A 23772-nucleotide genomic window follows, 5' to 3' on the forward strand; every position below is an offset into this window, starting at 1 on the left:
ACATTTCCTCGTGCGCATCGAGGAAGCCGAGTTGGCCGACGTGATCGTGCTGATTCCGCAGCCCTTCCGCGACGAACGGGGGCTGTTCACGCGCACGTTCGACGCGGAGACGTTCGATGACCACCTCGGCAGGCCGGGAACTGCCGCGGCGTTCGTGCAGGACTCCCAATCCCGGTCGGTCCGCGGCGTCGTCCGGGGAATGCACGGTAGGTCCGGCCGTAGCGAAGCCAAACTCGTGCGCTGTGCGAACGGCGCGGTGCACGACGTCCTGATCGACATCCGGCCCGACTCGCCGACGTTCGGACGAAGCCAGGCTTTCCGGCTCGACGACGAAGAATTTCGCCACCTCTACGTTCCGCCGGGATTCCTGCACGGGTTCCAGGCACTGACCGCGACGGCGGACGTCTGCTACCGGATCGATCGGCCGCACGACCCGGCGGAGGACATCGGCGTCGCCTACGACGACGCGGATCTCGGGATCGACTGGCCGCTGCCGGTAACGGCCGTGTCCGCGAGGGACGCGAAGGCCGGAAGCTGGCGGGAGTTGCTCACGCGATTGCATTGACAAACCGCATCGATTCGTCCAGGATTCCCGTTTCCCGTAGCTCCTTCAGGTGTGAGAGCCGGGTGAACCGCTCGTGGAAGTCCTCCATTTTCAAGCTGAAGGCGGTGTACTTCTCGTACAGTTCCGCGGCGCCTTCGGGAACTGTCCATTTCGCCTCGTAGCCGAGCCGATCCCGAGCAGCAGAGAAGTCGACCCGGTACGAGCGAGGGTCGGGGCCGCTCTCCCCGGTGATCACGAGTTCGGAGCCAGGGACAACGTCCACCACGGCACCGGCGATGTCGGCCACCGTCAGGTTGTTGGTTTCGGTGCCGATATTGAATGCGTGGCAGTGGATGGCGTCCACCGGCGCCACGAGGCAGCGCGCGAACGCTTCCGCGATGTCCCGAGCGTGCACCAACGGTCGCCAAGGGGTTCCGTCCGACAGCACACGCACCTCGCCGGTGAGAACGGCATACCCCACCAGGTTGTTCAGGACAATGTCCGCTCGCAGTCGGGGGGAGAACCCGAATGCGGTGGCGTTGCGGAGAAACACCGGCGAGAAGCCGGGGTCGGCGATCGCAGCCACGTCGTCCTCGACGCGCACCTTGCTCTCCGCGTACGGCGTGAGCGGGCGCAGCGGTGCACTCTCGTCGACGGCCTCTTCCCCGGCGGCGCCGTAGACAGAGCAGGTGGATGCGTAGAGGAAGCGACGCACACCAGCCGCCTTGGCGCATCGGGCGAGCCGCACGGAGGCCTGGTGATTGATCTCGTAGGTGATTCTCGGTTCGAGCGCGCCGAGGGGATCGTTGGACAGGGCCGCGAGGTGGATCACGGCGTCGAATCCCGTCAGGTGCGATGCGGTGATGTCCCGTAGATCGAGCCGGATCGCGGGAGGATCCTGCGGAGCGGGCCCGAGAATGCAGTCGGCGAAGAGACCGGAATCCAGGCCGATCACCTCGTGACCGTACGAGCGAAGGACCGGCACCATGATCGACCCGAGGTATCCCTGATGACCGGTGACGAGGACACGCATGTCATACCTTTCCGAAGTGGACGGTGGCCTTTTCCACGACGAAGGCCTCGGCGTGCGGCCGTCGGCATTGCACGCCGCGGAGACGGGAAAGACCCAGGAATGCCTGTTCGTCGAACCAGTCGTGGTCGGTCTGGGACGGGTAGTGCTTGAGCAGGATCCGTGCCTTCTCCTCGGCGATCCTGCGGGTCAGCGGATGGTAGATCGTCGGTCGTGGCGTATCCGTTTCCCATTTGAGGATCTCGTACCCCAGGACCAGGTGGTCACGGAAGACGGTGGGCACCAGTTCGGCCAGTATTCGATGATCCTGATGCGCGTCGTCGCGATGCGGCGCGAACACCACGTCGGGTTCGCAGGTGTGCCGGAACGATTCGAGTGCGTTCTTGATGGGCTCCCAGTATCCAGGGGCGTGGCCGTCGGGAACGTCGAGGACCCTCACCTCGACCTCGGCACCGGGACACAGCGCCGCCAGAGCGTGCCGCTCTTCGATCTCGCGCCGCGAGTCCTCACCGGAAAGTACGAACGCATGCACGCGCAGCGGGGACGAGACCCGAGCCGACAGCGTCAGCAATGTGCCGCCGACACCGATGGCGATGTCGTCGCAGTGCGCACCGAGCACTGCGATCTCTCGGACGTCGCCGGCACAGAGCTCGATCATGATTGCACCGCCACGGCAGTCGGTTCCCACAGCATCCACGGCCGGATCCCTCGCGCGTAGTTGTCGTCGAGCTCCGCACGTTCCTTGAACGTATCCGCCGGCTTCCAGAAGCCGTCGTGCCGATATCCGAACAGGCGGCCGCGGCCCGCAAGGGTGCCGCACACGTCGGTGACAAGGTCACCCCCTGGCGGCAACAGCTCGAAGATCTCCCGATTCAGCACGAAGTAGCCGCCGTTCTCCCAGATGGGGAAGTGGCTGACCGGCACGATTTCCTTGATTTCGCCGTTCTCGGCCAGATCCACACAGTGGAACGAGGACTGTGGGGGTACGACCAGCAGTGCGGCGGTCGCGCCGGACTCGTGGTACCGCTCGATCATCCGATCGAGTGGCGCGTCGGTGAGCACGTCCGCGTAGTTGGCCAGGAAGTGCTGGTCGCCTCCGAGATAGTTCCGCACGCGTCGAAGCCGCTCGCCGATCGAGGATTCGAGGCCGGTGTCGACGAAGGTGATCGACCAGTCGCTGATATCCGTATGGAGCAGTTCGACCCGGTTGCGGTGCATGACGAAGTCGTTGGATGCCTCCTCGTGGTAGTCGAGGAAGAACTCTTTGATCTTGGTGCCCCCGTAGCCCAGACACAGGATGAACTCGGTGTGGCCGAAGTGCGCGTAGTACTTCATGATGTGCCACAGCAGCGGCCGCGGTCCCACCATCTGCATGGGCTTGGGGATTTCGTCGGTGCGGTCGCTGCGCATCCGCATGCCGTAGCCGCCACAGAACAGAACGACTTTCATACCGTGATCCTCCTGACGAAGTCGGCGGGGCCGATGGTGGTGTGCAGAGTGGGCAGCGGGAAGACGAGCCGGCCGCCCCAGGCGGCGATGTACTGCAGCTGCGTCGTCAGTTCGGCCGCCAGGTTCCACGGCAGGGCGACGACCACGTCGGGCCGGTCCTTGTCGATCTGCTCCGGCGGCAGGATCGGGATCCGGGCGCCGGGCGTGTAACGCCCGTGCTTGTACGGATTCCGGTCGACGGTGTACGCCATGAGGTCGGGGCGGATGCCGCAGTAGTTGAGCAGGGTGTTGCCCTTGCCCGGCGCGCCGTAACCGACGACGGACAGGCCCTGGTCGTGGCAGTCGAGGAGGAAGCGCAGGAGGGTTTGGCGGACGGAACGGGCGCGGGCCTCGAGTTCGCGGTAACCCGCCCTCGTGTGCAGACCCGCCCGGCGTTCCTCCTCGAGCACGGCTTCCACCCGTGACCCGGGGGGATCCGCGACCTCGTCCGGCCGGGCCCAGAGCCGGATCGATCCGCCGTGGGTGCCGAGAAGTTCCACGTCGACGACCGACAGGCCGCCGGTGGCGAGCGCCCGCATCGCGGACAGCACCGTGTAGTACTGGAAGTGCTCGTGGTAGACGGTGTCGAACTGCGCTTCGCGCACGAGGTTCAGTGCGTGGTGCACCTCGATGGAGATCCAGCCGTCGTCGGCGACGAGGGTGCGCAACGATCGGGTGAACCCGAGCAGGTCCGGGATGTGGGCGTAGACGTTGTTCGCCACGACCAGGTCCGCGGGCCCGTACTCCCCGCGGATGTCCTCGGCGAGGCTTTCGTCGAGGAAAGCGGTGACGGTGGGAACCCCGATGGCACGAGCCGCGGAACCGACATTCACCGACGGTTCGATGCCCAGGCACGGGATGCCGGCCGCGACCGCGTGCCGCAACAGATAACCGTCGTTGCTGGCGACCTCCACGATCGACGAGCCCGCGCCGAGATGTAGATCCCGGATGGCGGCTTCCACGAACTGCCGCGCGTGGTCGACCCAGGAGTCGGAGAACGACGAGTAGTAGGCGTATTCGGTGAAGGTGTCCTCGGGTGTGATCAGCGCCGGGATCTGCAGCAGTAGGCAGTCCTCGCACAACCGCAGGTGCAGCGGATAGGTGGTCTCGGGCAGGTCGAGCTCGTCCGCGGCCAGGAAGCGTTCGCACGGCGGTGTGGCGCCGAGATCGAGCACGCTGAGGAGCCGTTCCGATTCGCACAGGCGGCACTTCATTGATGGCACCCCTCGGGCAGTCGGTGGGAACCGTGCCGACGAGATATTCGCAACATCAGGTCCGACTCGATTAGATAATCATACTGAGGGGATGAATGGAACCCTGAAACAATCTTCGAGATTGTTTTGCCTGCTGTTTGGTGCCAATTGGTAGACACCCCTAGACTCGAATCACTCACACCCCACACGTGGGTCGGGCACGCCGGGGTGTCGAGGCGTACGGTGAGATCCTGGGGAGGTCGCCCGATGTCGTTTCAGATCGTTCAGCGTGACCGGACGCTCGTCGCCGGCCTGCCCGTGCGCAGCCCGCGCCGGGCCCTCGGCAAGGTTCGCGACCGGGCGCTCGAACGGGCCTGGTCGGCGGTGCTGAAGCAGGAACTCGGCGGGCCCCTGGCCTCCGCCTACACCGATCATGCGGTCGACATCGACTCCTACTACACCCAGACGGTCGGGTATCAGTGCGAGTCGTTGGATCAGGTGACCGAAGGCCACCTCGTGGCCTGCCTGCCCGCCGGGACCTACGCGAAGTTCTCCTCGACCGGTACGTTTCCCGGCGTCTTCATCGACCTGTGGAACCAGATCCGTGCGGCCGAGGAGGCGGGCGAGATCGTCCGGTCGTTCACCGGCGACTTCGAGTTCTATCCCCACGCGTACCGCATCGACATGTACGTGGCGATCCGAACCACGGAAAAGGGTGGTGCGCAATGACTTTCGAACTCACCAAGCTGCACGACCACTATGTGGGGGGACTCGTTCTGCCCGGACTCGAGCCGGGGGCAACCGGGCAGCGGTCCGAACTGCTGACCTTTACGGAGGATCGCATCCGCGCGCGCGGCATCGGCGAGGTGGTCGTGGTCTACATCTGCCACCCCGAGGTCGGATGGAACGCGGTGGTCGGCTATCGCTGCGACGGCCTGTCCGACCTGACGATCGGAGACTCGCTGGTGCGGATCCCCACCGGATACTTCGCCCGCTTCGTTCCGGGCGGGGATCACTCCGATCCCGTCGAGGACGTGTGGCACCAGGTCGAGATTGCCGAAAAGGAGGGTCGGATCGAACGGGCGTACCGTGAGGAGGTGGCTGTCATCGGCCCGTCGGGAGTAACGGAACTTTACATATCTTTGGCTTGAAGACCGTGTGAAACACCCGAATACTGCATACTCGACCCATACAGCCACATGTATGCCCCGTGCTGTCCCAGGTCGACGATCACGACGGCGGTGAGCGAGAGGGCCTGATGTGGTCCGCCGGGTAACTCCGATCGGGGTCACCCGCAAGGTCGGAGGCCGACAGTGGATCGAGCAGTGCGGGTCGCATCGGACTCGGTGCGCGAGCGCGTCTCGACCTACAGGGATCCTGCCTCCGGGTATTCGTTCGTCGCTGCCGCACCGAGTGCGGCGCCGGATCTGTGGAACGAATATCTCGCCCGGGCATTGGGTGCCTATCGCAGATTCGGCGTCGAGTGCGCACTCGAGTACGAGAAGGTGCGAAGCGGGGAGAACACGGCGATGTTCTGCGCAGGGCTCGATCGAAGGGGGGTCGTCGTGGGTGGGGTACGAGCCCAGGGGCCTTTTCGCAGTGCGGACGAGTCCCATGCCGTGACCGAGTGGAGTGCTCCCGAGCACGTCGATCACCTCCGCAGCATGATCGAGAGCCGAATCCCGTTCGGTCTGATCGAGGCGAAGGCCGCATGGGTGTCCGAGGATGTGCCCCAGCGTCGGGAGCTCACCCTTGCGATAGCCCGGATGGGCGCGAAGTTCATGGACCTGCTCCAATCCCGATACATGATGGCCACGGCCGCCGACAACCTTCTGGATCTGTGGAAGACCTGCGGGGGAGTGGTGGACGAGAGCATGCCGGCCACCCCGTACCCGGACGCCCGCTATCGGACCCGGCTCATGTGGTGGGACCGTCTGTGCGCCGATCCGCTCGGCGACGAACTCCGACGAGAAGTGGGTGGATATCCTTTCGACGGGGAGCCGGCGTGATGTCCGACGGCGAGGCGGGATGGACGGCTTCCGTGTTTGTGGAAGACCGGCCGGAGGATATGGAGGAATTCCGGCGCGTTCGTTCCGAACCCGGCCTCGTGGTCGTCGACCGTCTCGCCGATCAGGTGAGAGGACTGCGCGAAGTGCTCCCACCGCCGGGGAGCGAATTGCTCGACGAACCGGCACGGTGGGTCCACTACCCCTGGCGCCGGACCGTCGTCCGCGTGCTCGGCCCGCACTCGTTCCGGCGGCTACGGCTGGACCGCAACCGGAACAAGGTGACGTCGGCCGAACAGGACCGGCTGCGCGGGGTGACGGTGGGGATCGTCGGATTGAGCGTCGGCTTCTCGGTTGCGCAGGCGCTGGTGCTCGACGGGGTGGGCGGGGAACTGCGGCTCGCCGACTTCGACCCGATCGAGCTGTCGAATCTCAACCGGGTGCCGGCCTCCCTCGTCGATCTGGGCACGAACAAGGCGGTCGTGGCCGCGCGACGACTCTCGGAGCTGGATCCGTACCTGTCCCTGTCGGTGTGGCCCGACGGGGTCGGACCGGAAACGATGAGCGAGTTCCTGGACGGACTCGACGTCGTCGTGGACGAGTGCGACTCCCTGGACGTCAAGGTCGTGTTGCGCGCGGAAGCGGCCCGGCGAGCAATCCCGGTGGTGATGGAGACGAGTGACCGGGGGCTGATCGACGTCGAGCGCTTCGATCTGCGGCCGGGACCCCCGTTTCACGGATTGCTGGGAGAGATCGACCCGCAGCGGCTCGCCGCCCTGTCGGGTCGGGAGAAGATTCCGTACGCTCTGCGCCTGCTGGGACCGGAGCGGATCTCGACCCGGATGGCCGCCTCCCTCCTGGAGGTGGAGCGGACGCTGGTCACCTGGCCTCAACTGGGGAGCGAGGTGATGCTCGGCGGCGCGACGGTCGCCGCGGTCGTGCGCCGGCTGGGCCTCGGCCAGCCGCTGAACTCGGGGCGAGGCCGCGTGGACGTCGAGGCCTGCCTCGACGCCCTGACCCCACCTGCGGATCCGGGGAACCGGGCCGTCGCGGAAGCCCCCCTGCCCGCGGAATCGGACGATCCGATCGACCGGGTACTGCATGCCGCGAACAGAGCCCCCTCGGGAGGTAACAGCCAACCCTGGTCCATCACGGCCGGCGGCGGGATGCTGGAGATCGACATCGCGGACGATTTCGTGCCGACCGCGATCGACATCCACTGTCGGGGCAGCTACGTGGCGCTCGGCGCAGCCCTGCAGAACGCGCGCATCGCCGCGGCGGCCCACCGGATACTCGGCCCGGTCCGAGTGCTCGCGCGGGACCGCGGCGAGCCGCCGCGCGAGGTGATCGCGACGATGCGGTTCTCCGACGACACCGACCCGGTGCTGGCCGCCCAGTACGAGGCCATGCTCTCGCGCGGCACCAATCGGCAACCCGGTGACGGAACGCCACTGTCCGATGCCGAGACGGCTGCCCTGTACGAGGCGGCCGCGCGGGAGGGCGGCCGGATCCGGGTCGTCACGGACGTCGATCGCCTGGCCGAGACCGCGGAGCTGCTCGCGGAATCGGACAGGATCCGCTACCTGACACCCGTCCTGCGCCGGGAGATGCTCGCGGAACTGCGGTGGCCGCACTCCGAGGCCATCGACAGTGGCATCGACGTCGGAGCACTCGGGATGGACGACGCGGAGCGCACGATGCTCGACCTGACGGTGCGAAACGATGTGCTCGATCAACTCGGGGAGTGGGACCTCGGGCACGGTCTGGGGCGTCTGACCGGAACGCGGGTGCGGAGCAGCTCGGCACTCGTAGCGGTCTTCGCGTCGGGACCGCGGCCGGCCGACTACGTCCGAGCGGGAATGGCGGCCGAGAGCGTGTGGATATGCGCCCACGGCATGGGCCTGGCGGTTCAGCCGGCGTCACCGGTGTTCCTCTACGCCGAGGACGACACCGACCTCACCCGGCTCTCGGAGGCCCGGTTCGGCGCTCTCGGAAAGCTGCAGTCGACGTTCGACGACGTGTTCGACAGACCGATCGGACGACGCTTCGCCCTCCTGCTCCGGGTGGCGCGGGCGAAGCCGGAACGGGTTCGCAGTGCGCGCCGCTCGGATAGGGTTCGAAGACATCCCTGATGCGGCCACGGTCGCGTCGGATGTGCTGCTCACAAGGGGTTTGGGATGGCGGAGAAGAGCTTCGAGAACATTGTCACCCGGGTCGCTTCCCGCCTCATGCCGGCGGACGCCGCGTCTCATCACTCGGTGATCGAAAGGGTGCTCCAGGACCTCGTCGAGCACTTCGAGGTCGACACCTGCTTCCTTCGCTACAACGACCATGACATCCACGCGACGGTGCTCGTCGCCGAGTGGCCGCCGCGGGAGTTCGTGCCGAGCCCGGATCCTCTGGGCGTGGTGCACTTCCGCGACGCCGACCCGATCTTCGCCATGACCGAGACCATGAAGGAACCGGCGGTCAGCCGTCCGGCGCAGTCGGGTGCCGAATACGCGGACCGGGTGCGTGCGGGTTCGGGAGTGCCCGAGGTCTCGGTCGCGGCGGTGCCGCTGATCTCCGGCAGCGTCACCACCGGCACCCTGGGCTTCATCAAGGCCGGTGATCGTGACTGGAGCGAGGACGAGATCAATACCTTGATGATGATCGCGGCGTTGCTGGCCCAGGTGCAGGCCCGGGTCCGCGCGGAACAGGACCTGCGCGACGCCGCCTATCACGACGACCTCACCGGCCTGGCGAGCCGGCGGGCTCTCCTCGAACACCTCGAGGAGCGGTTGAAGCGGGGGCAGCCGGGACCGGTCGCCGTCCTGTTCCTCGATCTGGACCGCCTCAAGCCGCTCAACGACTTCCTCGGTCACGCGGCCGTCGACGTGTTCCTGTGCCGCACCGCGCAGCGGCTGTCGCGGGTGTGCGATCCGAAGGACATGGTGGCGCGCCTCGGCGGTGACGAATTCGTCATCGTGCTCGACGGGGCGGTGTCGCTCGAGGTGGCGCGGGAACGCGCCGAGGCACTGCGGTGGGCGGTCGGGATGTCGGTGCAGCTGGGCAGCCAGGTCGTCGGTCGCGGCGGCAGCCTCGGTGTTGCCGTAGGCGAGCCCGGACGGATCACTCCGGTGGCGTTGCTCGGGCGCGTCGACGAGGCGATGCTGATGGCCAAGAGCAAGGGCGGCAACAGCGTCGTCGCGTACACCGACGACATGCGGGGCGCGAGCGAACGCCGCAACCTCATCGAGCTGAGCCTGCGGACGTCGATCGACGACGAGCACCTCACCCTCGAATATCAACCCGAATTCGACCTGCGCGACGGCAGCATTCTCGGTGTCGAGGCCCTGGTGCGGTGGAATCACCCGGTGCTGGGCAAGCTGCAGCCGGCCGAGTTCATCGAGGTGGCCGAGTCGACGAACCTTGCGGGCGAACTCGGGCGCTGGGTGCTGCGGACGGCGTGCGGGCAGCTGGCCGAGTGGCGGCGCCGGATTCCGGGGTTGAACCTGCAGATGAGCGTGAACGTCTCGCCGGTGCAGCTGGTGAGCCTGGACTTCGTGGAGACGGTGGAGAGCACGCTGGAGGAGTTCGGCCTGGGCAGCTCGTGCCTGTGTCTGGAGATCACCGAGTACGTGGTCGTCAGCGATCTGGAGCGCTCCCGCAAGACACTGCGCCGGCTCGAGCGTCTGGGTGTGTGCTGCGCGATCGACGACTTCGGCACCGGCTACAGCTCGCTCGCCCACCTGAAGTCTCTGCCGGTCCACACACTCAAGATCGACAAGGCGTTCGTGCTCAATCTGCAGCGCAGCGAGAGCGACCGCGTCATCGTCGAATCGATCATGGGGCTGGCCTCCGCGTTCGGGCTGGACGTCGTGGCCGAAGGGCTCGAGTCCGTGGCGGCGGCGATGAAGCTGCTGGAACTCGGGTGTCGACGCGCGCAAGGATTCCTCCTCAGCCGGCCCCAGCCGCCCGAGCAAATCGTCGAGATGCTGCGTCACGGCAGGATCGAACTCCCGTGGAGACTTCCGGCTTCGCTCCCCGAATGAACTACCAGTCCGTTATTGCCGGGGAAACAATCTCCGAGTATGTTTTAGGGGTCCGAGAGTCGTGCGACTCCGAAATGGGGCGGGCCCTGATGCAAAACCGGGAAACGGCGAGAACCTTCGCTGGGGCGGGAAACGCCCCAGAAGGCTCGTCCGTGGAGCGAAGGGGCGGGGACCGGACAGGAGTGGTCCGGAGCCTGCCCGGGCTGTGTGCTCCGGAAGCCGTGCCGCGGCCGGCCTGGGAACGACGCTATGCGATTCTTGTCTTCTGCATCGACCTCTTGTGCGTGCTGATTGCGGACCTGGCCGTCACCTTCGGCTACCACCGGGGGGAGTTGCCCAGTGGTAAGACGCTCGCGCTCGTGATGGTCGTACCATTCGCTGCCGTGCTCGCCCTGGCGGTGCAAAAGGCATGGGATGCCAGGGTTCTCGGGGCGGGTGTCGAGGAGTTCCGGCGTGTCGGCCGTGCCTACGTCCTTGCGATCGCGGTCCTGGCGGGGGCCGGATACGCGTGGGGGACGGCGAGCGGCCAGTCCTGGATCTTCGGCGCCTTGCCCCTGGCCGGCGCTGCAACGCTGGGTGCCCGCCTGCTGTTGCGGCGATTCGTCCGCATGCGCCGCCGCCGGGGACGCCTCGTGCGGTCGGTGCTCGTCGCGGGTGACTCGATCGAGGTGCACGAGCTGCTGGCCCGGGCGGGGGAACTGCGCGATGCGGGCTGGCAGGTGGACGGGATCTGCCTGCCCGCCAGGACGTCAGGAGTGGTGCTGCCCCTCGCCGTCGACGATGTGCCGGTGCTGGGGACCGAGGACGACATCGTCGGAATCACCCAGCTGCACGGATTCCAGGCGGTGGCGCTGCTGCCGTCGAGCGGTTGGACGCACTCGAAGACCCGCAGACTCAGCTGGGATCTGGAGCACACGGGCGCCGATCTCCTCATGGCCCCGGTTCTCATGGACCTGGTGGGGCCGCGCCTGCACATGGCACCGCTCGCCGGGCTGCCGTTGCTCCAACTCAGTGCCCCGCGCTACGCCGGCCCGGCGTGGTTGGTGAAGAACATCTTCGACCGCGTGGCCGCCCTGATGATCGTGGTGCTCCTGGCGCCGTTGCTGCTGGCCATTGCCCTCGCCGTCCGGCTCACGAGCCCGGGTCCCGTGCTCTTCCGGCAGACCCGGGTCGGCAGGGACGGGCGGACGTTCACGATGTTCAAATTCCGCAGCATGGTGGTCGATGCGGAGGATCGTCTCGCCGACCTGACCGACTGCAGCGACGGCAACGGGATCCTGTTCAAGATGCGGGAGGACCCCCGTGTCACGCGGGTCGGCCGCTTCATCCGCCGGTACTCGCTCGACGAACTGCCGCAGCTGTTCAACGTGGTCACCGGCGACATGTCGCTGGTCGGCCCACGTCCCCCGCTGGAATGCGAGGTGGCGCGGTACGGAGAGGACGGCGCCCGCCGGCGGCTGTTCGTCAAGCCGGGACTGACCGGCTTGTGGCAGGTCAGCGGACGAAGCAACCTGAGCTGGGAGGAATCGGTCCGCGCCGATCTGCGTTACGTCGAGAACTGGACCTTCGCCCTCGATCTGTCGATCCTGCGCAGGACCCTCCGGGCCGTCCTGCACCGCGACGGCGCCTACTGAGCCCCGCTCGGCCTCACCGATCTCGTTCCGGGACGGTTCACGCCTCGAAGAGCGCCTGCCCCCAGTACTCGCCCGGTGCCGGCCCGGCCGGGCACGCAAATACCGCCGACCCGACGTGCTGGATGTACTCGTTGAGCGCGTCGCGTCGTGCCAGTTCGCGCTGCATCGGCACGAACTGCTCGAGCGGGTTGCGGCAGAACGCGATGAAGAACAGGCCCGCGTCCAGGTGGCCGAAGCCGTCGGAGCCGTCGGTGAAGTTGTAGCCCCGGCGCAGGATCTTCAGCCCGCCGAGGTGCTGGGCCGACGCGAGGCGCACGTGTGCGTCGACGGGGACGAACGGCCCGTCCGGTCCCCTGGACTCGAGGTCGAGTTCGTCGAACTCGCCGGTCTTCCCCAGCGGAGCGCCGTCGCGCTTGGTGCGGCCGATCACCTGCTCCTGCTCTTGCAGCACCGCTCGGTCCCACTGCTCGATGAGCATGCGGATCCGCCGCGCCACCAGGTAGGTGCCGCCGGCGAGCCAGGCCTGGTCGTCGCCGGGGCCGACCCACACCGACTCGGTGAGCGCGCCGGGGTCCTCGGCCTTGAGGTTGTTGGTTCCGTCCTTGAATCCGAACAGGTTCCGCGGCGTCTGCTGCGACGTCGAGGTGGACGAGGTGCGGCCGAATCCGAGCTGCGACCAGCGCACCGACGCGGTGCCGAACGCGACCCGTGCCAGGTTGCGGATGGCGTGCACCGCCACCTGGGGATCGTTGGCGCACGCCTGGATGGCGATGTCGCCGCCGCTGCGGGCCGGATCGAGGTTGTCGGCGGGAAAGTGCGGAAGTTCCTCGAGTGCAGAGGGTCTGCGGTCGGCGAGACCGAACCGGCCGTCGAACAGCGACGGGCCGAACCCGATGGTCAGGGTCAGCTGGGAGGCGTCGAGGTCCAGGGCCTCGCCGGTGTCGGTGGGCGGATGGTAGGGACCCTCGCCGGTGGCACCGTCCTCGGTGGCCTCGAGCCCGGCGGTCATCCGCTCGGCCATCTCGGTCCACGTCTTCAGCAGCGCGACGAGTTCGTCCCGGTCGTCGGTGGTGACGTCGAACGCCACGAAGTGCATGCGGTCCTGGGCGGGGGTGACGATCCCGGCCTGGTGTTCGCCCCGGAACGGGACGGCGCCGGCGTGGGCGGTGTCCGCGCCGGGTGCGGTAACCCGGCCGACCACCGCGCCCGCTCCGGCGAGCGCGGCGCCGGCACCGACCGCACCGAACAGGCGGCGGCGGGAGATGCCCCCGCGGGCGGCGGGGGCCGCGGCGGTGTCCGGGGTCCCGCTCATGCGCCTGCAGCTCCCGCGACGACACCCTGCACCTTGCTCACCTCGGCCGAGAGCGCGTCGATCAGGCGCGAGAGTTCCTGCCGCTGCGGCTCGGTCACGGTGTCGTAGGAGACGAAGCCGTCGCCCTGCCGGTACCGGGCGAGCGCGGCGTCGAGGTCGGCGAACCGGGCGTCGATGGCCTGCCCCAGCTCGGGATCGTTCGCGTCGAGGATCGGGCGCAGCGCGGCGACCGCGGCCTGCGAGCCGTCCACGTTGCCCTGGAAGTCCCACAGGTCGGTGTGGGAGAAGATGTCCTCCTCACCCGTGATCTTCGAGGTGGCGATCTCGTCGAGCAGGCCCTGTGCATTTCCGGCGATCTTGGTCGGGTCGACCGTGTAGTCGGCGGCGTTCACCAGGTCGGCCAGCTCCTGGACGTCGACCGCGAGCTGATCGGCGATCGCGCCCGTGTCGGGCTGGGGGCCCTGCACCCACAGGTCCTTCTCGAGCCGGTGGAATCCGGTCCAGGCCTGGCCGGGCTCGAGGTCCGCCTCGCGCAGGTCGATCCGCGGGTCGAGGTCGCCGAAGCTCTCCGCCTCCGGCTCGATGCGTTCGAAGTAGGTGCGGCTGACCGGGAACAGCCGCTTGGCCTCGTCGACGTCGCCGGCCTTCACGGCGGCCACGAACTCGCCCGTGGCGGTGACGAGGGCTTCGGTCTGGCTGCGGATGTACCGGCGGTAGCCGTCGCCCGCCTCGGTGAGCTTGCCGTCGGCGTCGGTGGCGGCCTGGGAATCGCCCGTGACCACGAACTCCTGACGGATCCCGTCGCCGACCATGCCGGGGCGGCAGGACAGCTCGTAGGTGCCGGCCTCGGGCAGGTTCACGATCAGCTGCCGGGTGAGTCCGGGGCCGATGTTCTCGATCTCGCCCATCACCCGGTCGCCGGCGGCGAACACGTAGAACTCGGTGACCTTGGTGCCGTTGTTGGTGATGCTGAAGGTCGAGTGCCCGGTCGCGCCGTCCGCCGCCGCCACGTCGCATGCGGTGTCGGTGGCGGTGACCGCGATCGCGTCGTCGCCGGCGGTGGACTTCTCGGTGCAGCCCGCCAGGGCGAGGGGCAGGGCCGCTGCCGCCGCGAGGGCGTACGTGGATCGACGCATGGATCGGTGCCTTTCGAACAGGGAGGGGGTCAGACGGCGACGGCCGGTTCGGGTGTGCGGGCCGGCGCGACGGGACGCAGGAACACGTACAGGACGACGACGAGGTAGCTCACCCACGCGACGGCCTGGAGGACGGTGGGGTCCGGACGGAGGTTGAAGATCCCGGCCAGCACGGTGCCGTACCAGCTGCCGGCGTCGTAGTGGGCAGAGACGTCGAAGGCGAGGTTCGAGCCCCCGGGCAGGACGCCGCCGATCTGGAGGGCGCGCAGGCCGTAGGCGAGAATGCCGGCCGCGACCACGATCAGGAAGGCGCCGGTGTACTTGAAGAAGCGGGCCATGTCGATCCGGATCGCCCCGAGGTACATCAGTACCGTGAGCCCGGCGGCCACGCCGATGCCGAGGAGCAGGCCGACGAGCGGCCAGGCGCTGCCGGCGGTGTTCTCCGCGTATCCGACCATGAGCAGTGCGGTCTCGAGGCCCTCACGGCCGACCGCGAAGAACGACAGGGTGAGCACCGCCGCCGGTCCCGCGAGCAGTGCCTTCTCCATTCCGGAGCGCAGGTCCCCGGAGATCGACCGCGACGCCTTGCGCATCCACAGCACCATGGCGGTCACGATCACGACCGCGGCGAGCGACGCGAGGCCCGCGGCCACCTCGGCGGCGAGGCCGGTGAGGGTGGTGGTGCCGAAGTGGATGATCCCGAACGTCGCGGCGACCATGGCGACCGCGGTGCCGACGCCGAGCCATACCCACCTCAGGGCGTCGCGGCGCTGGGCCTTGACGAGGAAGGCGACCAGGATCATCACGACGATGCCCGCTTCGAGGCCCTCGCGGAGCCCGATGAGGCCGGAGCCGAACAGCTGGGTGGCGATCGACGGGGCCTCGGAGCTCGCGGCGAGTGCGGACATGGGCATGACTCCAACGGTTAGGTGAGGCGAACCTCTCTTAGGTGATGCAAGCCGAAAACATACACCCGGTCGGGACTCCGTCGACAGGGACCTTGGTCTCTTTACCTGCGCTTTGCCGGGGATATGGATGATGGGAACCATGCCCCCTGCCGCCTCGCGCCGACGCTCGCCGTGGCCGCGCGTCCTGGTCGGCGCCGTCGCCGCGGTGATCCTCGTGGTCGTCGGCGTTGCCGTCTGGAGCCCGCGCGAGCCGCGCATCCCGATCCCGGACGGCGTCCCGCCCGCCCCCGGAACCGCGGTCCCGGCGATCGACGTCGACGCCCCCGGCCGCACCGCCGACCAGTTGCGGGACTGGGCGGCACCGCAGGCCGAGGCGCTCGGCATCCCCAGCACCGCGCTCGAGGCCTACGGTCACGCCGCAGCCGTGCTCGCCGCCTCGCGCCCCGGCTGCGGGCTCGCATGGACGACGCTCGCCGGCATCGGGAGCGTGGAGAGCCGGCACGGCCGGTACAACGGCGCGAGCATCGCCCCCGACGGACGCGTCGACCCGCCCATCCGCGGTGTGCCCCTCGACGGTGGTCCCGGACTGGCCGAGATCCGAGACACCGACGGCGGCCGGCTCGACGGCGACCCCGTTCTCGACCGGGCGGTGGGGCCCATGCAGTTCATCCCCGAGACCTGGTTCCGCTGGGGCGTGGACGCGAACGGCGACGGCGTCGCCGACCCCGACAACATCGACGACGCGACCCTGACCGCCGGCCGCTACCTGTGCGACCGGGGCGGCGACCTCACCACCGCCGAAGGCTGGACGCGGGCGCTGACGGCCTACAACCTCTCGGGCGAATACCTCGCGCTGGTGCGCGACCGCGCCGCCGCGTACGGGGTGGGCCGTCGGCCCTGACGCGGCTGCCCGATCCGTCCGCCTCCCCGCCGGGCGGGCGGCCGGTGGCCGCCGCCGTGGGGCGCGCCGTGCTTCGGGCGCAGGTCGGGGCGGTTAGGCTGTTCCCAGCGTGCAGACCCCGCAGCGTGAAGTCCATCGAAGGAGAATCAGCCAGTGGCCATCATTGAGCAGGTAGGAGCCCGCGAGATCCTCGATTCGCGTGGTAACCCCACGGTCGAGGTCGAGGTGCTGCTCGACGACGGAAGTTTTGCCCGCGCTGCGGTGCCCTCCGGTGCGTCCACCGGTGAGCACGAGGCCGTCGAGCTGCGCGACGGTGGCGAACGCTACCTGGGCAAGGGCGTCGAGCAGGCCGTCGAGGGCGTCCTCGGCGAGATCGCCCCGGCCATCATCGGCCTCGACGCGACCGAACAGCGCACCGTCGACCAGGCCCTCCTCGACACCGACGGCACCCCCGACAAGGGTCGGCTCGGCGCCAACGCCCTGCTCGGCGCGTCCCTCGCCGTCGCCAAGGCCGCGGCCGAGTCCTCCGGACTCGAGCTGTTCCGCTACCTCGGCGGCCCGAACGCCCACATCCTGCCCGTGCCGATGATGAACATCCTCAACGGCGGCGCCCACGCCGACACCGGCGTCGACGTCCAGGAGTTCATGGTCGCCCCGATCGGCGCCCCCACCTTCAAGGAGTCCCTGCGCTGGGGCGCCGAGGTGTACCACGCCCTCAAGTCCGTGCTCAAGAGCCGCGGCCTGGCCACCGGTCTCGGTGACGAGGGCGGCTTCGCGCCCGACGTCGCCGGCACCAAGGAGGCCCTCGACCTCATCAGCGAGGCCGTCGCCAAGACTGGTCTGAAGCTCGGCACCGACGTCGCGCTCGCGCTCGACGTCGCCGCCACCGAGTTCTACACCGAAGCTGCCGGCTACAAGTTCGAGGGCAAGGACCGCACCGCGGACGAGCTCGCCGACTTCTACAACGAGCTGCTCTCCGCGTACCCGCTGGTGTCCATCGAGGACCCGCTGAGCGAGGACGACTGGGACGGCTGGGTCGCACTGACCGACAAGATCGGCAACAAGGTGCAGCTCGTCGGCGACGACCTGTTCGTCACCAACCCCGAGCGTCTCGAGGAAGGCATCGTCAAGGGCGCCGCCAACGCGCTGCTGGTGAAGGTCAACCAGATCGGCACCCTCACCGAGACCCTCGACGCCGTCGACCTCGCGCACCGCAACGGCTACAAGTCGATGATGAGCCACCGCTCCGGCGAGACCGAGGACACCACCATCGCCGACCTCGCCGTCGCCGTGGGCAGCGGCCAGATCAAGACCGGTGCCCCGGCCCGCTCCGAGCGCGTCGCCAAGTACAACCAGCTGCTGCGCATCGAGGAGTCGCTCGGCGACGCCGCCCGGTACGCCGGCGAACTGGCGTTCCCGCGTTTCAACATCGAGGGCTGAGCGCACCCGCATGAGCCAGCGCGGTAGGTCCCGGCCCGGTGCCCGGCGCACCCGCACCGAGGGTGCGCCGGGCGTCCGGCGGCCCGGACGGGCCCGCCCGGCCGGACCTACCGCCTCGACGGAACCGCCCGCCGACGCTCCCGGTGCCCGCACCGGGGGCGCATCGGGGCGGGCCCGGCCCACCCGCGTCGGAACGCCGCGCGAGTCCCGGCCCGCCCGTGCCGAGCGCACCTTCCTCGGCCTGTCCACCGGCCGTGCCGTCGTCCTCGCCCTCGTGGTGTGCGGCCTCGCCCTGACCCTCGCGGTTCCGTTGCGCACGTACGTCAGCCAGCGCTCCGAGGCCGAGCGGGTCGCCGCGGAACGGGCACAGCTCGAGCAGGAGATAGCGGCGCTCCGCGAACAGAAGGCGCAGATCGAGGACCCGGCGTGGATCCGCGCCCAGGCCCGCGAACGGCTGCGGTTCGTCATGCCCGGCGAGACTCCCTACCAGGTGCAGCTGCCCGGCGACTACCAGGAACCGGTCACCGAGCAGACCGAGGAACTGCCCTCCACCGGCGCCTGGTACAGCGACCTGTGGCAGTCGGTGTCCGTTCCCGCGCCAGAACCCGAACCCGCCCCGGTGCCGCGGCAGATGCCGGTGGCGCCCCCAGAACCAGGAGAACCGACCGGGTGACCGATCCCGTCGCACAGGAAGACCTCGACGCCGTCGCCGCTCAGCTCGGGCGGGCCCCGCGTGGCGTCCTCGCCATCGCCTACCGCTGCCCGGACGGAGCCCCCGGCGTCGTGAAGACCGCGCCGAAACTGCCCGACGGCACACCGTTCCCGACGCTGTTCTACCTCACCGATCCGCGGCTCACCGCCGAGGCCAGCCGGCAGGAATCCGGCGGGGTCATGAAGGAGATGACCGAGCGGCTCGCCGCCGACCCCGACCTCGCGGCCGCGTACCGGCGGGCCCACGAGTCCTACCTCGCCGAACGCGACGCCCTCGACTCGCTCGGCACCGACTTCAGCGGCGGCGGCATGCCCGACCGCGTCAAGTGCCTGCACGTGCTGATCGCGCACTCCCTCGCCAAGGGGCCGGGCGTGAACCCGTTCGGCGACGAGGCCGTCGCCCTCGCCGCTGACGCCGGCCTGCGTGGCACCGCCGTCCCCGCCGACTGGCCGACCTACGCCGAGCTGCGCGGAGAGACCGAGTGACCGCCGTCGGCGCCCGCCGCGTCGCGGCGATCGACTGCGGCACCAACTCCATCCGCCTGCTCATCGCCGACCTGGGCGACGACGGCCGGCTCACCGACGTGACGCGGCTGATGCGCATCGTCCGGCTCGGGCAGGGCGTCGACGCCACCGGCCGGCTCGCCCCCGAGGCGATCGAACGCACCCGCGTCGCCCTCGTCGAATACGCCGGCCTCATCCGGGAGACCGGTGCGCAGGCGGTGCGGATGGTCGCGACCTCCGCCACCCGCGACGCCGCCAACCGGGACGACTTCTTCGCGATGACCCGCGAGGTCCTCGGTGCGGTGATCCCCGGTGCCGAGGCCGAGGTCATCACCGGCGACGAGGAGGCGCGGCTGTCCTTCACCGGCGCCGTCGGCGAACTCGACCCCACCCGGGGGCCGTTCGTCGTCGTGGACCTCGGCGGCGGCTCCACCGAGGTGGTGCTCGGCGACGCCGACGGTGTCCATGCCGCCTACTCCACCGACATCGGCTGCGTGCGGCTCACCGAGCGGTGCCTGCACGACGACCCGCCCACGGCCGGACAGATCGCGGCGGCCCGAGAGTTCACGAGGGAGAAGATCGCCGAGGCGCTCGCACACGTGCCGGTCGAGCAGGCCCGTACCTGGGTCGGCGTCGCCGGCACCATGACCACGATCGCGGCCCTCGCGAACGGCCTCGCGGAGTACGACCCCGAGCGCGTGCACCTGTCCACCGTCGGTTTCGACCGGCTGCGCGAGGTGTGCGACGGCCTGCTCGCCGCCACGCACGACGAGCGCGCGGCGCTCGGCCCGATGCACCCCGGACGGGTCGACGTCATCGGCGGCGGGGCGATCGTCACGACCGTGCTGGCCGACGAACTCGGCCGTCGCGCGGGCATCGGCGAGCTCGTCGTCAGCGAGCACGACATCCTCGACGGGATCGCGCTGTCGATCGCGTAGGTCGCCGTGGTGTCCTTCCGGACCTGCCCGGGTCCGGAAGGACACCACGCACTACCCTCTTCTTGCGCCCCCATAGCCCAATTGGCAGAGGCAGCGGACTTAAAATCCGCGCAGTGTCGGTTCGAGTCCGACTGGGGGCACTCGATCTATACAATTCGGCGACCAATTCGCGGCCGTAGCAAATGACCCGCACCACCGGGTGCGTCGTCGGGTGAACAGCATGAGGTGCCCAGCATCGACGGCGGTGATCCCTTCAGATCTCCACTTCGTCGAGCTCCCCGGGGCGCCAGGACTTGTCGAAGAACGGTTGCAGCGGGCTGTAGAGACGCAGGCACACACACCATCCCCTGCCCGGCGTCGTCTGGATCCAGTTGCCATCGGGTACGCCGTCGGGGAGTTCGGGCGCGAAGTGCACCGTCGTCGACCCGTCGGGATCGGCGGTCGCAGCCCGGCGAGGGTAGCCCTGGCTGCCGACTTTCGAGAATCGTTGCGGTGTGTCGAGCATGGACCGGGTCTGGTTGTCCCACGCGGTCAGGGACCAGAACCTGGCGGCCGGGATGCCAGGGGAAGCGACACCGTGTAATGCCTGCCGCCGTCGAGGGTTCGGCCCTCTTTGTCCGCGGCCGCGACGAGGTACTGCGAACCGAGGTTCGTGATCCGCATGCACATCGCCGGACTGATTCCCCAGGCGAGGTAGAAGAACTGGGTGCGAAGATGCAGCTTCCGTGCGCCGTCGGACGGGTACGGCCCGATTCCCGTGTCGGAAACCTCCGCGGGCGGGGTCATGAGGTCGTAACCGCCCGCGAGCAGGCCGTTGACCCATTGCGACGCCTCCCCGTAGTAGTGGACCCCGTCTTCTGTGCGCGGGCGGAAGGTGAGGGTGCGTGCGATCGCATTGCCCACGGCGGCTGCCTCGGTCAGGATCTCCCGCATCCGCGCGTCCGGCTCGAAGGCCTTGCCCTTGACGATCCCGATCGCGGCGAGTTCGCCGGCAATCTCGGCATCGAGTGCCTCGGCGGGCTGGTCGCTCACCAGGTCACTCGCGAACTGGTAGAACGAACTGTCGTTGGGATTGACGGTGTTCATGGGGAGACCGGTTCCCTCGACGAACCGCCGGCACCGCGGTCCGGGCCGCCCATGCCGGAGTCGGTCACCCACCGTGCCCACATGTCGTTCATGAATGTGAGTGTGAGCGGCGGACTCTCGACTACCAGTGGACCGCCGGTCAGGTCCGCGGACGTCGAGAAGTAGAGAGAGCTGGAACTTCCCCCGAGCAGGATCGTCCTGGAGTCCAGCATCCCCGACCACACGACGACGTCGTTGTCCCGGATGCCCGCCTCGAGATACCCCTTGCGCATCGCCCAGCTGTTGACTCCGGGAAGTGCATTCAGGAACGTGTTGAGGGCCTCCGAAGGCCGCGTGGTTTCGTCCATGATGTCGGTCCTCTCTCGGAATCAGTGGACTCGCAGGTTGAGCCCCGGATGCGCGGTACACAGTCGTCGGCCGCCGATCGAGTAGCTCCCTTCACCTGCAAGGGATGAGGAGCGCAGGCCCCGCCTGCTCCCAGCCCATTCCTCGGTCGGGAAGCGTCCACGGGTGCGTGCGTGCCCACGCGTCCGCCTAGTCCTGGGTCGCGAACGGCTGCTCGTCGACGACGGCGCCGTCCGTGTGCACGATCCGGGAGTACTTCCAGTGGGCATCGTCCCGGACGAAGGCCCTGGTCGCGGCGCATTCGTCGAATCATCTGCGCTCAGCAGCCGCCAGGCAGCGAAGGCCTGTTGCTGTCCCCGACAGCCGACCGACACCCACTGATGATCTTGTTCGCACGGACTTGCGGACCGACCAGGTGCTCACCGTTGTCGGGGCTCTGTTCTCGGACGCTCGTGACTGCCGGCGAGCGTTGACGGAGGCGGACGACCGCTCGTCTCACCCAGCGGAGGACCCGCGATGACGATACGTTCGGTGTATGTCGAACGAAACCGAAAGTGCCGTTCTGCCCCTCAGTACCCCGGTCACGATGAGCATCGTCCGTGCGTTCCTCGCGGGCGCTCCGGAAGACGCCACGCTGGAACTCGATTCGTCCAATTCTGCAGAGCCGAGACTCGTGCTGACGTGGGCGAAGCGTCAGGAGGGCTGAATCCACCCCCCGAGCAGCCCGGTCCGCTGCGGTCAGGTCCGCTCGGAGTTCTCCCGCTTCTCCCAGTCTGCCTCGACCTGCTCCTCCAGGGTCCATCCCGGGGTTCCCGCCCGCGGATGCGTGTGCGCCCACGCCAGGGCCTCGTCCTCGGTCTCGAACGGCTGCTGGTCGACGACGGACCCGTCTTCGTTGACTATCCGAAAGTGCTTCATATCCAAAATCGTTGCAGGCCCCGTCCCGATCGGGCGCATTCGGTCGAACCCGGTCGCGCGAACATCGCGGGAAAGCGCTCCCCTCGCGCTGGCCCCGGCGGGAGAATGAGGAGACACCGCCGGGTTCCCGAGGAGGCGGAGCCGTGGACTACGCCGAGTACCGCCGGTTCGACGCCGTGGGCCTTGCCGGGCTCGTCGCGAGCGGGCAGGTCGACGCGGGGGAGCTGCTCGAAGCGGCGCTGAGCCGACTCCACACTGTGGAGCCGACTCTGAACACGGTGGTGTACCGGCTCGACGAGCGCGCCCGTGCCCGGGCGCGCGAGATACTCACCGGCCCGTTCGCCGGGGTGCCGTTCCTGGTCAAGGATCTGTTGCAGGACGTCGCCGGGACGCCCACCGGAAGTGGCAGCCGCGCCCTCGCCGCACTGCCCGCCGAGCGCAACGCGCTGGTCGTGGACCGGTGGCTCGGAGCGGGACTGGTGATCTTCGGGAAGACCAACACCCCCGAGTTCGGCGCGAAGGGCATCACCGAGCCGGAGGTCAACGGTCCCACCCGTAATCCGTGGAATCCCGCGCACACCCCGGGCGGATCCTCCGGGGGTTCGGCCGCCGCGGTGGCGGCGGGGGTGGTGCCGGCGGCGGGGGCGAACGACGGCGGCGGTTCGATCCGCATCCCGGCGGCGTGCTGCGGGCTGGTCGGCCTGAAACCGGGGCGCGGTGTGGTTCCGAGTGGTCCCGCGTTCGGTGAGCTCCTGCACGGAGCCGTCAGCCACGGGGTGGTGACGCGCACGGTACGGGACACGGCGGCGATGCTGGACGTGCTCGCCGGTCCGGACCCGGCGGGTCCGTATCTGGTTGCCATGCCCGAGGATTCGTATTCCTCTGTGGCGTCGGAAGAACCCCGCAGGCTGCGCATCGGATTCGCGACGGAATCGCCGCTCGGCACGCCGGTGGATCCGGCGGCCGTCGCGGCCGTCGCCGATGCGGCGACCCTGCTCGGCGAACTCGGGCACCACGTGGAACCCGCGGCCACCGGAGTCGACGAACGCGGCCTCGCAGTGGATTTCCTGACGATGTGGTTCGCGGGGGTGGCCGTCGAGATCCGGCGAGCCCGTCGGCTCACCGGGTGTGGTCCCGAGGGATTCGAAATGGACACCCGTCTTCTCGCCGCCCTCGGGGACTCGGTGCGGCCGTCCGAGTACCTCGCCTCGCTCGAGCGGTGGAACGGATACGCCCGCCGGTTGGCGGTCTTCCATGAGACGTACGACCTGTTGCTGACACCGACGCTTGCGTTCCCGCCGGCGCGGATCGGTGAGTTGACCACCCCCCGCGTCGTCCGCGCCGCCGGTCGCGTCCTCCTCGCGGCACATCTGGGAGGGGTCCTCCGCCGGGCGGGCGTCATGGATCGCATCGTGGACGAGAACCTCGGTCGGACGCCCTACACCCAGTTGGCGAATCTGACCGGAAGGCCGGCGATTTCGTTGCCGCTGTACTGGACGACGACGGGCTTGCCGCTCGGGGTGCAGTTCGTGGCGCCTCTGGGCGGTGAGGGTTTGCTGCTGTCCCTGGCGGCCGAACTCGAGCGGGCACGACCATGGTTCGACCTGCAGCCGCCGTTGTGGGCGCCGGCTGCCTGACGGCAGT

Annotated in this window: 24 protein-coding genes and 1 tRNA gene; 14 read left to right on the plus strand and 11 right to left on the minus strand. The window is 68.8% G+C overall.

The window, feature by feature from the left end:
- Positions 1-10: 10 nt before the first annotated feature.
- Complete coding sequence (gene rfbC, locus G6039_RS01495; RefSeq protein WP_043800389.1) at positions 11-565, plus strand: dTDP-4-dehydrorhamnose 3,5-epimerase; 555 nt, start codon at positions 11-13, stop codon at positions 563-565.
- On the opposite strand, the gene G6039_RS01500 is transcribed toward rfbC, so the two are convergent.
- Genes G6039_RS01500 through G6039_RS01515 form a run of 4 tightly spaced genes read right to left on the minus strand, consistent with a single transcriptional unit; the run spans position 549 to position 4276 of the window.
- Positions 549-1577, minus strand: a complete 1029-nt coding sequence (locus G6039_RS01500) for an NAD-dependent epimerase/dehydratase family protein (protein ID WP_043800390.1) — start codon at positions 1575-1577, stop codon at positions 549-551. The two genes, rfbC and G6039_RS01500, sit on opposite strands and share 17 nt — an antisense overlap.
- A gap of 1 nt (position 1578) precedes the next feature.
- Positions 1579-2232, minus strand: coding sequence for a PIG-L deacetylase family protein (locus tag G6039_RS01505; RefSeq protein ID WP_029542156.1), 654 nt, complete (start codon positions 2230-2232; stop codon positions 1579-1581).
- A complete protein-coding gene (locus G6039_RS01510) occupies positions 2229-3023 on the minus strand; it encodes a glycosyltransferase family protein (protein WP_029542158.1) in 795 nt (264 codons plus the stop codon). The genes G6039_RS01505 and G6039_RS01510 overlap by 4 nt, the downstream gene beginning before the upstream one ends.
- Positions 3020-4276, minus strand: coding sequence for a class I SAM-dependent methyltransferase (locus G6039_RS01515; RefSeq protein WP_029542160.1), 1257 nt, complete (start codon positions 4274-4276; stop codon positions 3020-3022). Before G6039_RS01515 ends, G6039_RS01510 begins: the two co-directional genes overlap by 4 nt.
- Before the next feature lie 246 nt (positions 4277-4522).
- On the opposite strand from G6039_RS01515, the gene G6039_RS01520 reads away from it, so the two are divergent.
- The 6 genes from G6039_RS01520 (at position 4523) to G6039_RS01545 (ending at position 11929) form a co-directional block, all read left to right on the plus strand.
- Complete coding sequence (locus G6039_RS01520; protein WP_029542162.1) at positions 4523-4984, plus strand: GyrI-like domain-containing protein; 462 nt, start codon at positions 4523-4525, stop codon at positions 4982-4984.
- A complete protein-coding gene (locus tag G6039_RS01525; protein WP_029542164.1) occupies positions 4981-5406 on the plus strand; it encodes a hypothetical protein in 426 nt (141 codons plus the stop codon). The genes G6039_RS01520 and G6039_RS01525 overlap by 4 nt, the downstream gene beginning before the upstream one ends.
- Before the next feature lie 513 nt (positions 5407-5919).
- On the plus strand, positions 5920-6264 hold the full coding sequence (locus G6039_RS30405; protein WP_232334094.1) for a hypothetical protein: 345 nt from the start codon (positions 5920-5922) through the stop codon (positions 6262-6264).
- Positions 6264-8393 (plus strand): Rv1355c family protein, encoded by a 2130-nt coding sequence (locus G6039_RS01535; RefSeq protein WP_043800394.1) that lies wholly within the window; start codon positions 6264-6266, stop codon positions 8391-8393. The genes G6039_RS30405 and G6039_RS01535 overlap by 1 nt, the downstream gene beginning before the upstream one ends.
- Positions 8394-8438: 45 nt before the next feature.
- Entirely contained in the window at positions 8439-10295 is a 1857-nt protein-coding gene (locus tag G6039_RS01540) for a putative bifunctional diguanylate cyclase/phosphodiesterase (RefSeq protein ID WP_029542170.1), read from the plus strand.
- A gap of 221 nt (positions 10296-10516) precedes the next feature.
- Positions 10517-11929 carry a sugar transferase gene (locus G6039_RS01545; RefSeq protein WP_050036302.1) on the plus strand — a complete coding sequence of 471 codons (1413 nt, stop codon included), beginning with the start codon at positions 10517-10519 and terminating at the stop codon, positions 11927-11929.
- Positions 11930-11966: 37 nt separating this feature from the next.
- On the opposite strand, the gene efeB is transcribed toward G6039_RS01545, so the two are convergent.
- Genes efeB through efeU form a run of 3 tightly spaced genes read right to left on the minus strand, consistent with a single transcriptional unit; the run spans position 11967 to position 15285 of the window.
- Complete coding sequence (gene efeB / locus G6039_RS01550; protein ID WP_029542174.1) at positions 11967-13241, minus strand: iron uptake transporter deferrochelatase/peroxidase subunit; 1275 nt, start codon at positions 13239-13241, stop codon at positions 11967-11969.
- Entirely contained in the window at positions 13238-14377 is a 1140-nt protein-coding gene (gene efeO, locus G6039_RS01555; protein WP_029542176.1) for an iron uptake system protein EfeO, read from the minus strand. Before efeO ends, efeB begins: the two co-directional genes overlap by 4 nt.
- A 29-nt stretch (positions 14378-14406) precedes the next feature.
- Positions 14407-15285, minus strand: coding sequence for an iron uptake transporter permease EfeU (gene efeU / locus G6039_RS01560; RefSeq protein WP_006940787.1), 879 nt, complete (start codon positions 15283-15285; stop codon positions 14407-14409).
- 139 nt (positions 15286-15424) lie between these two features.
- On the opposite strand from efeU, the gene G6039_RS01565 reads away from it, so the two are divergent.
- The 6 genes from G6039_RS01565 to G6039_RS01590 all read left to right on the plus strand — a co-directional run bounded on the left by G6039_RS01565 (position 15425) and on the right by G6039_RS01590 (position 19919).
- Positions 15425-16186, plus strand: a complete 762-nt coding sequence (locus G6039_RS01565) for a lytic transglycosylase domain-containing protein (protein WP_043800398.1) — start codon at positions 15425-15427, stop codon at positions 16184-16186.
- A gap of 153 nt (positions 16187-16339) precedes the next feature.
- Complete coding sequence (gene eno / locus G6039_RS01570) at positions 16340-17626, plus strand: phosphopyruvate hydratase (protein ID WP_006940797.1); 1287 nt, start codon at positions 16340-16342, stop codon at positions 17624-17626.
- A gap of 10 nt (positions 17627-17636) precedes the next feature.
- On the plus strand, positions 17637-18299 hold the full coding sequence (locus tag G6039_RS01575; RefSeq protein ID WP_006940798.1) for an FtsB family cell division protein: 663 nt from the start codon (positions 17637-17639) through the stop codon (positions 18297-18299).
- Positions 18296-18823, plus strand: a complete 528-nt coding sequence (locus tag G6039_RS01580) for a DUF501 domain-containing protein (protein WP_006940800.1) — start codon at positions 18296-18298, stop codon at positions 18821-18823. Before G6039_RS01575 ends, G6039_RS01580 begins: the two co-directional genes overlap by 4 nt.
- Positions 18820-19779 carry a Ppx/GppA phosphatase family protein gene (locus G6039_RS01585; protein WP_043800401.1) on the plus strand — a complete coding sequence of 320 codons (960 nt, stop codon included), beginning with the start codon at positions 18820-18822 and terminating at the stop codon, positions 19777-19779. The genes G6039_RS01580 and G6039_RS01585 overlap by 4 nt, the downstream gene beginning before the upstream one ends.
- A gap of 66 nt (positions 19780-19845) precedes the next feature.
- Positions 19846-19919: transfer RNA gene (locus G6039_RS01590), tRNA-Leu, on the plus strand.
- Positions 19920-20032: 113 nt separating this feature from the next.
- On the opposite strand, the gene G6039_RS01595 is transcribed toward G6039_RS01590, so the two are convergent.
- The 4 genes from G6039_RS01595 to G6039_RS01605 all read right to left on the minus strand — a co-directional run bounded on the left by G6039_RS01595 (position 20033) and on the right by G6039_RS01605 (position 22128).
- The gene (locus G6039_RS01595) at positions 20033-20338 is read right to left on the minus strand and encodes a DUF1214 domain-containing protein (RefSeq protein WP_231386010.1); all 306 of its coding nucleotides are present in this window, start codon (positions 20336-20338) and stop codon (positions 20033-20035) included.
- A complete protein-coding gene (locus G6039_RS30410) occupies positions 20311-20865 on the minus strand; it encodes a DUF1254 domain-containing protein (RefSeq protein ID WP_029542189.1) in 555 nt (184 codons plus the stop codon). Before G6039_RS30410 ends, G6039_RS01595 begins: the two co-directional genes overlap by 28 nt.
- Positions 20862-21212 carry a DUF1254 domain-containing protein gene (locus G6039_RS01600; RefSeq protein ID WP_029542191.1) on the minus strand — a complete coding sequence of 117 codons (351 nt, stop codon included), beginning with the start codon at positions 21210-21212 and terminating at the stop codon, positions 20862-20864. Before G6039_RS01600 ends, G6039_RS30410 begins: the two co-directional genes overlap by 4 nt.
- Before the next feature lie 736 nt (positions 21213-21948).
- Positions 21949-22128: a hypothetical protein gene (locus G6039_RS01605; RefSeq protein ID WP_006935779.1), complete on the minus strand. Its 180-nt coding sequence runs from the start codon at positions 22126-22128 to the stop codon at positions 21949-21951.
- 143 nt (positions 22129-22271) lie between these two features.
- Between G6039_RS01605 and G6039_RS01610 the strand changes: the two genes are divergently transcribed.
- Positions 22272-23765 carry an amidase gene (locus tag G6039_RS01610; RefSeq protein ID WP_006935781.1) on the plus strand — a complete coding sequence of 498 codons (1494 nt, stop codon included), beginning with the start codon at positions 22272-22274 and terminating at the stop codon, positions 23763-23765.
- Positions 23766-23772: the final 7 nt, after the last annotated feature.

Source organism: Rhodococcus aetherivorans (assembly GCF_011058165.1).
GTDB classification, from domain to species: domain Bacteria; phylum Actinomycetota; class Actinomycetes; order Mycobacteriales; family Mycobacteriaceae; genus Rhodococcus; species Rhodococcus aetherivorans.

Excerpts from the sequence above, each read along its gene's own strand:
- G6039_RS01520 (WP_029542162.1), top strand. The coding sequence starts at position 4,523 with ATGTCGTTTCAGATCGTTCAGCGTGACCGGACGCTCGTCGCCGGCCTG.
- efeB (WP_029542174.1), bottom strand. The coding sequence starts at position 13,241 with ATGAGCGGGACCCCGGACACCGCCGCGGCCCCCGCCGCCCGCGGGGGC.
- G6039_RS01575 (WP_006940798.1), top strand. The coding sequence starts at position 17,637 with ATGAGCCAGCGCGGTAGGTCCCGGCCCGGTGCCCGGCGCACCCGCACC.
- G6039_RS01565 (WP_043800398.1), top strand. The coding sequence starts at position 15,425 with ATGCCCCCTGCCGCCTCGCGCCGACGCTCGCCGTGGCCGCGCGTCCTG.
- G6039_RS30405 (WP_232334094.1), top strand. The coding sequence starts at position 5,920 with ATGATCGAGAGCCGAATCCCGTTCGGTCTGATCGAGGCGAAGGCCGCA.
- G6039_RS01605 (WP_006935779.1), bottom strand. The coding sequence starts at position 22,128 with ATGAAGCACTTTCGGATAGTCAACGAAGACGGGTCCGTCGTCGACCAG.
- G6039_RS01500 (WP_043800390.1), bottom strand. The coding sequence starts at position 1,577 with ATGCGTGTCCTCGTCACCGGTCATCAGGGATACCTCGGGTCGATCATG.
- G6039_RS01505 (WP_029542156.1), bottom strand. The coding sequence starts at position 2,232 with ATGATCGAGCTCTGTGCCGGCGACGTCCGAGAGATCGCAGTGCTCGGT.
- G6039_RS01510 (WP_029542158.1), bottom strand. The coding sequence starts at position 3,023 with ATGAAAGTCGTTCTGTTCTGTGGCGGCTACGGCATGCGGATGCGCAGC.
- efeO (WP_029542176.1), bottom strand. The coding sequence starts at position 14,377 with ATGCGTCGATCCACGTACGCCCTCGCGGCGGCAGCGGCCCTGCCCCTC.
- G6039_RS01525 (WP_029542164.1), top strand. The coding sequence starts at position 4,981 with ATGACTTTCGAACTCACCAAGCTGCACGACCACTATGTGGGGGGACTC.
- G6039_RS01600 (WP_029542191.1), bottom strand. The coding sequence starts at position 21,212 with ATGGACGAAACCACGCGGCCTTCGGAGGCCCTCAACACGTTCCTGAAT.
- efeU (WP_006940787.1), bottom strand. The coding sequence starts at position 15,285 with ATGTCCGCACTCGCCGCGAGCTCCGAGGCCCCGTCGATCGCCACCCAG.
- G6039_RS30410 (WP_029542189.1), bottom strand. The coding sequence starts at position 20,865 with ATGAACACCGTCAATCCCAACGACAGTTCGTTCTACCAGTTCGCGAGT.
- G6039_RS01535 (WP_043800394.1), top strand. The coding sequence starts at position 6,264 with ATGTCCGACGGCGAGGCGGGATGGACGGCTTCCGTGTTTGTGGAAGAC.
- G6039_RS01515 (WP_029542160.1), bottom strand. The coding sequence starts at position 4,276 with ATGAAGTGCCGCCTGTGCGAATCGGAACGGCTCCTCAGCGTGCTCGAT.
- G6039_RS01540 (WP_029542170.1), top strand. The coding sequence starts at position 8,439 with ATGGCGGAGAAGAGCTTCGAGAACATTGTCACCCGGGTCGCTTCCCGC.